The sequence below is a fragment of the Caldimonas manganoxidans ATCC BAA-369 genome, from assembly GCF_000381125.1.
Classification (GTDB): domain Bacteria; phylum Pseudomonadota; class Gammaproteobacteria; order Burkholderiales; family Burkholderiaceae_C; genus Caldimonas; species Caldimonas manganoxidans.
Genome location: NZ_KB905967.1, coordinates 16532 through 27506 on the forward strand (window position 1 = coordinate 16532; position 10975 = coordinate 27506).

The window sequence follows — 10975 nt, forward strand, 5'->3', positions numbered from 1 at the left end:
CAGAAGGCAATACACCGATGCCGTCATCACGCGCGATGGCGGCATGCGCTGCCGGTGGCAATACCCGCTGCAGGATGGGCTGGTGCTCCAGCCCCTCTGGCCCGGAGGCGATACGCGGCGACAGCGGCCCGAAACGATCAGGTTGGTGCCGGCGCGATGGCTGGATGTCCATAGCAGCCGCCCTCACACGTCCACGCGCACGACGGTCGACAGGCCCGTGCCATGACCGAGATGCTTCTTCGGCGGATTGGGATCGGGCGCGTAGATACGGCGCTCATCACCTTTGGCCCTCGGGTGATAGACCTTCAGCCCCCAGCCGTCGAATCCTGCACTGCGCAGGGCGGTGTCCAGCGCCTCGACCAGTTCGTTGTCGGTGCGGGTGAACTGGTCGTTCAGGTCACGCAGCTCTTCATACGGGATACCCGCGATCAAAGTTGGCAGCAGCTCGCCAGCGCGCGTTGGTCCGATCAGCTCGTGGTCGAAGTGAGTGCAGGTGTCGCCCGTCACGCGGGTGTGCGTCAGACGCACGCGCTGCAACAGCACTGCCTCCACGCTTTGCATCTCGCGCCAGGCCTGCACGAAGATCTTAGCGGCCTCCAGCATCCGCTGTGCGCTGGGCTGGAAGATGCGGCGGATTTCCTGATCGATGAGGGACTCATCTACCCCGGCCACCATCTGCCCAGCCAGATCGTTGAGGTACTGCTCCAGTGCCTTGACGCGGGTGGGCGCCTCCAGCACCTGCTGCGTGGCTTTCACGCGGGCGGCGTGTTCCTGTGCCAATGCCTGCTGGTGTTCCTGATCGAACTTGGCCAGTGCTTCGGTATCACCCAAGGCCAGCAGCACTTCGCGCTGGATGGTCAGCGTCATCTCCGGCTCGGCAGGTTTGTCCCAGCCGTTGCTGATACGGTTGGCCGCGATCAATGCGGCAATGGCCTGGTCGTATTGGGCGTTCTGCTGGCGCAGGCGCTCAAACATCTGCGCCACAGCGCTGACGTCCCCGATTTCATTCAGGGGTGATGCGCCCTCGGCGGATCTCGGGCTGACCGCTGTTGCGGCTTTCTTGGTGAAAGGGTTCATCTTCATTTGTGTTCTCCATATCGAATGCCGCCCACAGAGGTGCGGGAGACGCCGGGCGGCGTGGCGTACTGTTTTTGGGTGGTGATGCGCCAGAGCGCGCCCTCCCGGCTGTGGCCGAGGTGGGTGATGTGGATGCCCTTGGCGCGGTAGGCCGGGGCGATGCGGCGCAACTGGTCCGACAAGCCCTTGGGCGAGCGCGGCCAAGTGCTGCGGTCCGGGAGGCTGTGGGTGTTGAGCAGTTCGTAGAGCTGACCGGCGGTGCCTTGCCAGTTGATGGGCAGCACGCGCTCGGCAAGGTACTTGTCGAGCGCCTGCGCGACGGCATTGCTCTCCAGCGCACGGTCGATGCCCGCGCGCACGAGATCAGCGTATTGCTGCTGGAATTCGCCAGCCTCGAAACCGAGAGCACGGGCTACCGCTTCGCCCAGCCGTTCGTAATCAGCCATGCGCTGCTTCTGGGTGAGCTTGACCGTCGGCAAAATGGCCAAGGCCGCTGAGAACAGATCGAGCAAGCCCGCGAACACCTTCGGCTGATCGCGTTCCCAGCCCGCGTGGGTGTCGGCATCGTCGCGCCGGGCATCCGCTGGGATGGTGGGCAGATCGACGTGAATCACTCGGTCGATCAAGTCGGGGCGTGTGGCGACCACGGCGATGCCGTTCAACACTACCGGCCGCTTGGTTTCCATGACGTGCTCTTCGCCGTTGGTGTAAAGCTGGCGCGAGGCAAAGCCACCGCCGGTGGCCAGGGTGCAGAACGCGTCTTGCTGCTCGGGCGTCAGGCCGGAGAGGTTCTCGTAGCTGACCAGCCAGTTGTTGGCGGCGGCGACGAAGATGTCCTCCACCGTCTTGGGACGGCCGCGCAAGCCCACCTTGTTGGGATCAACCAGGCTGCGCAGCACGGATTGCGTAGTGGACTTGGCCGAGCCTTGTTCGCCCACCAGTTCCAGCACCGGGAAGGGGGTGTCGGGGCGAAAGCAGTCCAGCAGCCACGCCAGCACCATCACGCGGCTGTGTGCCGGGATGTTGGTGTGCTGCCAGAGCAACCCGATATCGCCATGGGCCGCCGGCATCGGCAGCGGGCGCATCGAGGGCGTGCGGGTGAAGTACACCGGCGACCCGCTCACCACCCGCCAGCCCTGGGGGGTGACGTGAATGGCCTGCCACTGCGCATCGGCCAGATCGATCAGGTAGCCATCGCCATACCGGGCGGCGCGGACGTGAAGCTCGATCTGCTCGCCATCGTTGATGCCGGCAGCAGCGAGCGTGGCCAGGGCCGACTTCATCGTCGTTTCCGGCACGCCCATTTCCTTGGCACGCCAGTACGCCGCCCGCAGCCAGTCCTCGAAGCCGGACGAATACACGCGCCACACTTCGCGCCGACCAGGCATGGGAATCACGGCCACCGCATTGCGGTCGGCATCGTGGTGCAACTGGCACTGCGCTCTGGCCAGCGCTACCAGTTCATCAAGCGCGCTCGCGTCGTCATCGCTGCCGGGCAGTTCATCGCGCACCAGCTTGTCGAGCACCGTCACCGAGCAATCGCGATTGGCCTTCTTGGCGGCGTGGCGCAGGCGCAAGTAGGTCGGCAGGTCCGTGGCCTTGAGGATCGAGAAGGCGCGCACCACGTCGTCCTCGGCCAGCACGCCCACGTCATCGGCCAGACGGACCAGTGCCGCCTCGATCACACCAACGGGATCGGTGTCAGGTGTCGGTGCCTTCGTTACCGCTGTATCCACCGCGACCGCGTGATGGTCGTGATGGTGGTGACGGTCGTTCTCTATGACTCCGTCTGGGGAGGGGATGAATGCGCTCACCATCATCCCCGCTCCACCCCTTCGGAGGTGCGCTCGACGCGGCGGCTGTTGGCCTCCAGCCAAGCCAGCACATCGGCCTTGCGATAGCGGACGGTGCGTCCGATCTTGGTGAGGATGGGGCCGCCGCCGTGGGTGGCAGTCCACTCCAGCCAGCCGACGGTGTAGCCCATGCCGGCGGCGGCTGTTTTACGGTCGAGCAAGGCCTCATCGGGCGCTTGCCAGAATTCAGCACGCAGATCAGCGGTGCTGGCAACCTGGGTTGTTCGGGCCCGTTTGGGCATGACGGCACTCCTTCGGATTCATTGGGAATGCCGCCATCGTGGTTCGCCCAGTCGCTGGCGAACAGCAAGTTCAGAAAGGTTTTCTGAAGTTCAGAAATGGACCGTCAGAAGACGCGGTGGCTACGGATCTCCGGGCCGAACTGCTTCAATGCCGTCGAAAGCTTCTTGTGCAGGGACAGCAAACCGCGCTCGTTGTTGGGCATCAACTCGTAGGCCACTTCGAGCACCGCCTTGGCGATGGCATCGGCATTCGGGCGCTCACCGGCGCGGTACTTCGCCGATTGACGCGCCAAGAGCACGGCCATGAGTGCCAGCGCCTTTTGGCTGTTCATCTCCTCGACGTTGCTGCCATCTGGCAACACCGGCTGCCGCGCCTCGTCGAACAGGAAGGCCGGGCGATCCTCGAACGGCAGTTGCTCGAACCACCTGCGCAGACTGGCCTTGTCGATCACCAGTCGATCCTTCTCCAGCAACTCGTCGATGGGCGCGCCCTTGAACACCTGCCCACGCGCGGTGACGATGCCCAGATCTTCATATTCGAGGCGCCCCGTGCGCAGGGCGGTAACCAGCGCGGCCCGCTTGGCGCTCATGCACTGGGTCTCGAAGTTCAGACTGGCGAGCTCGGCAGGCTCCACGCCACACCACAGGGCAATGGCGTCATCGATGCGGATGTGGTCGGCCAGGTCCCAGTAGCGCAGGCAGTTGTTCGGGTGGGGCATGGATGCCTTCTTTCGGTAGGGTGGAATACAGGTCTTGCCAAATTTTGCCAAAGAACCCACACTTGCGCCATGAGCACGATGAACATCTCTCTCCCCGACGCCCTGAAGTCCTTCGTGGACGAGCAGGTCAGCCAGCGCGGCTATGGCACGAGCAGCGAGTACATACGTGAACTGATCCGCAAGGACCAAGACCGCCAGCAATTGCGCAAGCTGCTGTTGGCTGGAGCGGCCTCGGCCCCGGCGGCCCCTGCTGATGCCAGCTACTTCGAGGGGCTGCGGGGTCGGGTGCGCAAAGCCAACGAGCCCGCTGCCAAGGCGTGAAGGCCAAGCCCGTCATCCCGCGTGAGCAGGCCAACCGGGATGTGGACGAGGCCGTGGCCTACTACTTGAGTGAGGCGGGCAAAGCCGTGGCAATCGGCTTCATCGATGCGCTGGAGAAGGCTTACGGGCACATCGGTCGCCATCCGGCCACCGGCTCCTCGCGCTACGCCCATGAACTCAACCTGCCGGGCCTGCGTGCATGGCCGCTGACGCGCTACCCGCACCTCGTTTTCTACGTCGAGCGCCCGGACCACATCGACGTCTGGCGTGTGCTGCACGGCCAGCGAGACATCCCGGCGTGGATGCAGGAGCCTGACCCCGTGTGATGGTCTACCGCCGGTGGATGTCCGTGTGCTCGCCGGTGCAAACAATAAGCAACGACCGTCACGACCATCACCACTGTCACATCGAGTTCGCGCCTGTGATGGTGGTGACGGTGGTGATGGTCACCGCCTATTGTTACGGTCGGGGAATGCACACATGTCCAGGCAAAACGGGTCCTTCCTGGCCGAAAGCCAATACGGGGGGCGCGAGCGCGGCGCTTCGATAGCGTCAGGGTGCAAACCGAGGTTTGCAGGGTTTGCGGTTTGCAGGCCAGCGCTGCCGCCACGGCCAGCGACTGGAAGAACGGCCAGGGTACGCAGGTCGTGCGTACCCCAAGGGCCGGACCTGAACTCCGACCCCTTGCGGCGCGGCTGACCGTCAGCCGATGCGGTCACCCGCTCTCCGGCTGCGTTGTGCGTCAGCACCACGTTCAGGCCCAGGCGCTTGCGCAGCAGGCCCGAGATCGCGCCGCGCACGGAATGCGGCTGCCAGCCGGTCGCCAGCATCAGTTGCAGACTGGTTGCCCCCTGCGGGCGGCGCAGCGCTACCACCAGCGCGGCGAGTTTGGTGCCAGGGCGCACCGGGATGCCCTCCAGAAGTTGGAGGTCGTCGGCGGCGTCCACCGGCCGGACGTTATCCGACGGCACGGGCCGCTGTTGGCCGATGGCCGCGTAGCCCGCGTCGGTCAGCACGTGGTAGCCGTCGGCGGTCTCGATCCAGCCACGATCGAGCAGCGCAGTCAGCACCTTGACCCGTGCGCCACCGCGCAGCGTCTCAGGCGGAATCACTTGTCCATCGGCGCGGTGGGCGGCAGTGCGTAGCAGCAGGGTTTGAGTCGGGGTGAGCTTGGGGGTCGTGTCCATGGGGGCCTCCGGAGTAATCGCTACGCCCCGATTCACGCGCAGCTCCGCCCCGAAGCCAAGCTTGGGAGCGCATTTCCCAGCTGATAGACTTTCATCCGGTTTCATCCATTCGAGTCGCTTCCAGTGGGCAAGCGCGGGCACCATGACTACTACAGAACCCTGGGTTTCCGTCGAGCAGGTCGCGCAACATCTGGGCGTGGCCAAGGACACCGTTTACCGCTGGCGCGAGCACCGCGGGCTGCCCGCGCACCGCGTGGGGCGGCTGTGGAAGTTCAAGCTGTCCGAGGTGGATGAGTGGGTGCGAGCCGGGGGGGCGGATGAAGGTTCATCCTCGGAAGGGGGCGGGGGAGCCGACGCATGACGGCGACAGAAGCGCAAACCAGACAACAACGCATCGATGCCGACCTGGCTCGCGCAGGCTGGGCCGGTCGTCGCCGCAACCTTCAGGAAGAGGTGCTGCTTCGCGTCGCAGAGCCCACACCTGAATACGGGGGCGTCGGATTCGCCGACTACGTGCTGCTGGATGCCTCTGGCAAACCCATCGCGGTGGTCGAGGCCAAGCGCAGCGCGCGCGATGAGTTGGCAGGGAAACGCCAGGCCGCTGAGTACGCGGACGCCATTCGAATCAAGACGGGCACCGACCCGTTCATTTACCTGACCAACGGCCGTGACATCCAGTTCTGGGATCGCGAGCGCTACCCGCCGCGCAAAGTGGCTGGCTTTCACTCACCCGAAGACCTCGAAAGGCTGCTTCACCAACGGCGCTATGCGCAGCCGCTCGATGCGGTGACCATCGATGCGCGCATCGCCGGGCGCGACTACCAGGCCGAGGCGATTCGCCGCGTGGCCGAGGGAATCCAGTCCGCCAAGCGCCGCTTCCTGCTGGTCATGGCCACCGGTACTGGCAAGACTCGCACCACGATCGCCCTGGTCGACTTGCTGCTGCGTGCCAAACGGGTGCAACGCGTGCTGTTCCTGGCCGACCGGCGCGAGCTGGTGCGCCAGGCCATGACCGAGTTCAAGAACCATCTGCCCAACGAGAGCTTGGCCCGGATCGAGAGCGGCGAGGCCCCGTCTGCGCGCATCCACTTCGCCACCTACCCCAGCATGATGCAGGTGTACGAGCGGCTGTCGGTCGGGCATTACGACCTGATCATTGCCGACGAAAGCCACCGCTCCATCTATCAGCGCTACAAGGCGCTGCTCGATCACTTCGACGCCTTGGTGCTGGGCCTGACGGCGACGCCGACCGACTACATCGACCACAACACCTTCCAGCTCTTCAGCTGCGACGATGGCGTGCCCACCTACCTGTACAGCTATGAGCAGGCAGTGGCGGATGGCAACCTCGTCAACTACCGCGTGCTCGATGCCCAGACGCAGTTCCAGATCCAAGGCATCCAGGGTGACAGCCTGCCCGAGCCGCTGCAGCAGTTGGCCCGTGATCAGGGCGTCGATCTCGAGGAGCTGGATTTCGAAGGCACTGACCTCGAAAAGTCCGTCGTCAACCAAGGCACCAACGACGCCATCGTGCGTGAGTTCATGGGCCGTTGCCGCAAGGACGCCCAAGGCCTGCCGCACAAGACCATCGTCTTTGCCGTCAGCCATGCGCACGCCAAGCGGCTGTACGAGAGCTTCAATCGCCTGTACCCCGAGCTGCAACGGCAGGGCATGGCGGAGATCATCGACAGCCACATGGAGCGCGCCGACGCCGTGCTCGACGACTTCAAGTTCAAGGCCATGCCTCGTGTGGCCATATCGGTGGACATGCTCGACACCGGCGTCGATGTGCCGGCCATCCAGAACCTGGTGTTTGCCAAGCCGGTGTTCTCAAGGGTCAAGTTCTGGCAGATGATCGGTCGCGGCACGCGGCTATACACCGACCCGCGCACCGGCGAGAGCAAGCGCGACTTTCTGATCATCGACCACTGGAAAAACTTCGCTTACTTTCAGCTCCATCCCGAGGGCGAGATCGATCGGCCCAGCGAACCCTTGCCGGTGCGCCTGTTCCGCGACCGGCTCACCCGCTGGCAGCTCGAAGTGGCGCAGGCGCGGCCGACAGAGACCACGGTGCGCCGCCTGCAGGCCATGCTGGCCGCCTTACCGCGCCAAAGCATCGACGTGCGGCCGCATCTGGAGCTGCTGGACCAACTCGCCCAGTCCTGGCCAGCCCCCGATGCGCCCCACATCGAACGCCTGTCGCACACCCTGGCGCCCTTGCTGCGCCTGGTGCCCGGGCAGAGCCTGGATGAGCTGCAGTGGCGCCTCTGGTGTGAACGCACCGCGCTGGCGCTCTTGCAGGGCGATGCCGAGCAAGGGCAGCGGCTGCAAGCGCGCATTCAGGACGCCTTGCGCCGCCTGCCCGAAGCCATCCCGGAAGTGCGGGCCCAGCGCGACGCCTTGGCCTTTGCCCTCTCGCCCGGTTTCTGGCAGCACCTGGACCTTCCCCGGCTGGACGACCTGCAAGAGCGCTTCGCGCCGCTGATGCGCTTTCGGGTGCGCGAGGGCGGCCAGCCCATCGAAATCAACCTGCCCGACCGCATCGCCCAGCGCCACTGGATCATCTACGGCCCCACGGGCGAAGGCGCGTTTGCCGAGAGCTACCGCGAGCAGGTCGAGGCCTGGGTGCGCCGTCTCGCCGACGACCACCCGGTGCTGGCCAAGCTCAAGCGCGGCGAGCCGGTCAGTGACGCCGAACTCGATGCCGTGTCGGCCACGCTCAACCAGGCCGATCTGTTCGTCACCGCCGACACCCTGCGGCAAGCCTTCGACGCCCCGCAGGCCTCGCTGCTCGAGCTGCTGCGCCACATCCTGCGGCAAGACGCCCGCCTGCCCGACCGTGAGGCGCGCGTGCAGCAAGCCTTCGATGCCTTCATCGCCGCCCATCCGCGCCTGCGCGCCAACCAGCTCGCCTTTTTGCGCGCCGTCAAAGCCGCGGTATTGCGCCATGGCCGCATCAGCCGCGCGGCGCTGTCACAACCACCCCTGGCCCATGTCGGCAAGGTCGAGGCGCTGTTTGCGCCGCAAGACATCGACGAACTGCTCGCCTTGACCGAAAAGCTCGACGAGCGCGCCGCCTGAATACCCACGAGGACACCCCATGCTCGCCCCCCATTTGCGCAAGAACGTCGACAAGCTCTGGGATCGCTTCTGGTCCGCCGGCCTCACCAATCCCTTGGTGGCCGTGGAGCAGATCACCTATCTGCTGTTTCTCAAACGGCTGGAAGACCTGGACCGCGACCGCGTGGCCACCGGCAAGCCTTCGGTCTATGAGCGCCGCTTGCCGGACGACGCCGCGCGCTTCGACGGCAACACCTGCCGCTGGAGCTACATCCGCCAGCAAAGCACCGACACCAAGCACCTGATCGAAGTCGTCTTTCCCTGGCTGCGCACGCTGGACCGGCGCCTGTCCGACCACGAAGAGGGCACCGAGCTCGCCGGCCTCAACGGCCGCATGGCCGATGCCTACTTCCAGCTCGACCCCAACAAGGGGCAGGTGCTGCACGACGCCATCGACCTCATCGACAAGCTGTTCGCCCAGGCAGGCGACGGCAGCGCCGCGCAGGACCTGATGGGCGACACCTTCGAGTACCTGCTCTCCGAAGTGGCCACCGCCGGCAAGAATGGCCAGTTCCGCACCCCCCGGCACCTGATCCGCTTCATGGTCGAACTGCTGGCCCCCCGGCCTGGCGAGCGGCTCATCGACCCGGCCGCCGGCACCGGCGGCTTCCTGTTCAGCGCCCAGCAATACCTGCGCCGGCAGGGCTCCACGCCAGAGAACGTCCGCCTCGAATGGGACGGCGCCCCGCACCGGCTCGACCTGGTGCAGGCCACCGAGCAGGAGCGCGCGCTCATCGAAGACGGCGCCTGCTTCGTCGGCATCGACAACGACCGCACCATGGCCCGCATCGGCTGGATGAACCTGGTGCTGCACCACATCCACAACCCCCGGCTGATGCAGGGCGATTCGCTCTCCAAGCGCGAAGGCAAGCCCGAACTGGCGCCGCTGCTGGCCAGCGAAAGCTACCGCTACGTGCTGGCCAACCCGCCCTTCACCGGCACCGTGGACACCGCCGACCTGGAGCGCGACAGCCTGCTCTTCCCCCGCGCAGGCACCAAGGGCAAGAAGAAGGAAGAGGTGCTCACCAACAAGAGCGAGCTGCTCTTCGTCTGGCTGATGCTGGACCTGTTGCAGGTGGGCGGGCGCTGCGCCGTCATCGTTCCCGAGGGCGTGCTGTTCGGCAACACCGACGCCCACGTCAAGCTGCGCCGCGAACTGCTCACCGAGCACTGCGTGGAGGCGGTCATTTCGCTGCCGGGCGGTGTGTTCCAGCCCTATACCGGCGTCAAGACCTCCATCCTCGTCTTCCGCAAGGAAACTCCACGCGCAGCCAAGACCAGCTTCGAGAAGAACGCCCCCCGCACCGACCAGGTGTGGTTCTACGAGGTGGCCACCGACGGCTACAGCCTCGACGCCAAGCGCACTCCCCGCCCCGGGCAGGACAACGACCTGTGGGACGCCCTCGTCCAGTTCCGCCGCTGGCTGCAGGAAGGCCGCGCCGCCACCGAGGGCGAACCCGCCTACCACCAGCCACGCTACTGGCGCGAGCGCTGGCGCCAGGCCAGCCTGCGCGACGCCAGCGGCCAGCTCACCCCAGCCGGCTTTGCTTTTGCCGACGACCCCGAGGCCGCGCCCGCCTTCGACGGCAAGACCTGGGCCATCCATGAGCTCTTCCCCGAGCTGCTGCGCGAAGGGGAGGAGACCATCGACCCTCAAGAGGCCGAGGCCCGCGTGCGCGAGCGCGTCGCCCCCCGCCTGGCGGAGCTGGCCAGCCGCCACTTCGCCCACGCCGACCCGAAAACCGCCGCCACCGAATGGAACCGCGCCGGGCGCGACCTGTATTCCTTTTTTGAAGACGAAGGCCCGGCGCTGGCGCTGTGGAAGCAGCTCACCGCCGCCGCGCGTGAGCAGGTGCCCGATGAGCCGCAGGGCGAGCGCGTGGCCGATCTCGTCGATGCGCTGCGGCCCCTGGCCCGTGAAGTGGCCCAGGTGGACGGCTATGACCTGTGGCTGCGCAGCCCGGCCATCGACCAAATCCGCCCGGCCAGCGCGCGCAAATGCTGGGCCGTGCCGCTGCGCGCCTGGGCGCCCGACCCCGAATGGCGCTCGGCCGACGGCACGCTGCAAGGCTCGCACGACGCCACCGGGCGGGTGCGGCCCGAATACGTGGCCGAGAAGCTGCCCAACCTCTACGACGGCGACACGCTCAACGCCGCGCTGCTCGACCCCGACTGCATCGAAGCGCGCGACTGGAACCTCTCGGCCGGCCAGTACAAGCCTTTCGACTTCGCGGCCATGGACAGCGAGGTCTCGGTCACCGCGTTGATCGACGAACTGCGCCAGCTCGAGCGCGGCATCCTCGACGGCCTGGACCGCCTGCAGGCCATGGTGGAGGGCCGAGCATGAAGTGGCCGCAGGGGTGGCGGGAGGTTTTTCTTTCTGACGTCATCGAGTCTGCGCAGCCGGGCTTCGCCCAGCGCCCAGGCGAGGAGGACGAAGGCACTACGCCGCAGAT

Annotated in this window: 10 protein-coding genes; 5 read left to right on the plus strand and 5 right to left on the minus strand. The window is 66.1% G+C overall.

Going from position 1 to position 10975, the window contains the following annotated elements:
- Positions 1–183: 183 nt before the first annotated feature.
- From F615_RS0115250 to F615_RS0115265, 4 genes are all read right to left on the minus strand, one after another.
- Complete coding sequence (locus F615_RS0115250; protein ID WP_019562040.1) at positions 184–1083, minus strand: hypothetical protein; 900 nt, start codon at positions 1081–1083, stop codon at positions 184–186.
- A complete protein-coding gene (locus tag F615_RS0115255) occupies positions 1080–2762 on the minus strand; it encodes an AICE element replication initiation protein (protein ID WP_019562041.1) in 1683 nt (560 codons plus the stop codon). The genes F615_RS0115250 and F615_RS0115255 overlap by 4 nt, the downstream gene beginning before the upstream one ends.
- A gap of 131 nt (positions 2763–2893) precedes the next feature.
- Positions 2894–3172, minus strand: coding sequence for a hypothetical protein (locus tag F615_RS18810; protein ID WP_019562042.1), 279 nt, complete (start codon positions 3170–3172; stop codon positions 2894–2896).
- Positions 3173–3276: 104 nt separating this feature from the next.
- Entirely contained in the window at positions 3277–3891 is a 615-nt protein-coding gene (locus tag F615_RS0115265; protein ID WP_019562043.1) for a hypothetical protein, read from the minus strand.
- Between the two features lie 69 nt (positions 3892–3960).
- On the opposite strand from F615_RS0115265, the gene F615_RS0115270 reads away from it, so the two are divergent.
- Both F615_RS0115270 and F615_RS0115275 read left to right on the plus strand, forming a co-directional pair.
- Positions 3961–4212 (plus strand): type II toxin-antitoxin system ParD family antitoxin, encoded by a 252-nt coding sequence (locus F615_RS0115270; RefSeq protein WP_026330371.1) that lies wholly within the window; start codon positions 3961–3963, stop codon positions 4210–4212.
- Complete coding sequence (locus tag F615_RS0115275; RefSeq protein ID WP_019562045.1) at positions 4209–4538, plus strand: type II toxin-antitoxin system RelE/ParE family toxin; 330 nt, start codon at positions 4209–4211, stop codon at positions 4536–4538. The genes F615_RS0115270 and F615_RS0115275 overlap by 4 nt, the downstream gene beginning before the upstream one ends.
- Positions 4539–4658: 120 nt before the next feature.
- Here F615_RS0115275 and F615_RS19540 read toward each other — a convergent pair whose 3' ends face one another.
- The gene (locus tag F615_RS19540; RefSeq protein WP_051090258.1) at positions 4659–5399 is read right to left on the minus strand and encodes a DUF3489 domain-containing protein; all 741 of its coding nucleotides are present in this window, start codon (positions 5397–5399) and stop codon (positions 4659–4661) included.
- A gap of 142 nt (positions 5400–5541) precedes the next feature.
- On the opposite strand from F615_RS19540, the gene F615_RS18820 reads away from it, so the two are divergent.
- The 3 genes from F615_RS18820 to F615_RS0115295 are packed head-to-tail and all read left to right on the plus strand — an operon-like array spanning position 5542 to position 10866.
- A complete protein-coding gene (locus F615_RS18820; RefSeq protein WP_019562047.1) occupies positions 5542–5760 on the plus strand; it encodes a helix-turn-helix domain-containing protein in 219 nt (72 codons plus the stop codon).
- Positions 5757–8480 (plus strand): type I restriction endonuclease subunit R, encoded by a 2724-nt coding sequence (locus F615_RS0115290; protein WP_019562048.1) that lies wholly within the window; start codon positions 5757–5759, stop codon positions 8478–8480. Before F615_RS18820 ends, F615_RS0115290 begins: the two co-directional genes overlap by 4 nt.
- Positions 8481–8499: 19 nt before the next feature.
- Positions 8500–10866, plus strand: a complete 2367-nt coding sequence (locus F615_RS0115295) for a type I restriction-modification system subunit M (RefSeq protein ID WP_019562049.1) — start codon at positions 8500–8502, stop codon at positions 10864–10866.
- The last annotated feature ends 109 nt before the right edge of the window (positions 10867–10975 follow it).

Coding starts and splice junctions, on each gene's coding strand:
- F615_RS0115250 (WP_019562040.1), bottom strand. CDS start 1,083: ATGAAGATGAACCCTTTCACCAAGAAAGCCGCAACAGCGGTCAGCCCG.
- F615_RS18810 (WP_019562042.1), bottom strand. CDS start 3,172: ATGCCCAAACGGGCCCGAACAACCCAGGTTGCCAGCACCGCTGATCTG.
- F615_RS0115265 (WP_019562043.1), bottom strand. CDS start 3,891: ATGCCCCACCCGAACAACTGCCTGCGCTACTGGGACCTGGCCGACCAC.
- F615_RS0115270 (WP_026330371.1), top strand. CDS start 3,961: ATGAGCACGATGAACATCTCTCTCCCCGACGCCCTGAAGTCCTTCGTG.
- F615_RS19540 (WP_051090258.1), bottom strand. CDS start 5,399: ATGGACACGACCCCCAAGCTCACCCCGACTCAAACCCTGCTGCTACGC.
- F615_RS18820 (WP_019562047.1), top strand. CDS start 5,542: ATGACTACTACAGAACCCTGGGTTTCCGTCGAGCAGGTCGCGCAACAT.
- F615_RS0115290 (WP_019562048.1), top strand. CDS start 5,757: ATGACGGCGACAGAAGCGCAAACCAGACAACAACGCATCGATGCCGAC.
- F615_RS0115295 (WP_019562049.1), top strand. CDS start 8,500: ATGCTCGCCCCCCATTTGCGCAAGAACGTCGACAAGCTCTGGGATCGC.